Origin of the sequence: Streptomyces hilarionis (genome assembly GCF_024539675.1) — a bacterium.
GTDB lineage: Bacteria > Actinomycetota > Actinomycetes > Streptomycetales > Streptomycetaceae > Streptomyces > Streptomyces hilarionis.
Genome location: NZ_JAHHIT010000507.1, coordinates 1 through 387, shown reverse-complemented (window position 1 = coordinate 387; position 387 = coordinate 1). Strand labels below are relative to the sequence as shown.

Genomic DNA, 387 nt, shown 5'->3' with positions numbered 1-387 from the left:
GCCCACGACCCCATCAAGGCTAAAAAGCTTGAAATGCAACATGAATTCAGGGGAAACAGGAAAACGATCTCCGTCTTTTGGCGTAATCCAGTAAATCAGCTCGTCATCGGTGTCGATGGTGACGGTGTTGCAGTCCAAGGGAACAAAGCCGATGGGATCACCGTTTCGATTTCGCTCGATCAGTGCGAACGCGTTGCCGCGAAGCGCCATGTTCACCACGACGAACTTGAGGAAGTTCAGCATAGTCATGTAGGGGTTTGGTTTTTGGAGTAACTTCAACGCCCCATCATTTTTTACGACCTGCTTTCGACCTTCGCTACCATCTTCGTAGAGCTTCAGCGGAAGTCCGCTAAGCGACTCGGAAAGGATTTTCACGCACGACCAGAC

Annotated in this window: 1 protein-coding gene; it reads right to left on the bottom strand. The window is 50.6% G+C overall.

From position 1 onward, the window contains the following. Positions 1-375: phage portal protein (locus KMS84_RS44080; protein ID WP_256921430.1), on the bottom strand; the 375-nt coding region annotated here is incomplete at its 3' end. Positions 376-387: the final 12 nt, after the last annotated feature.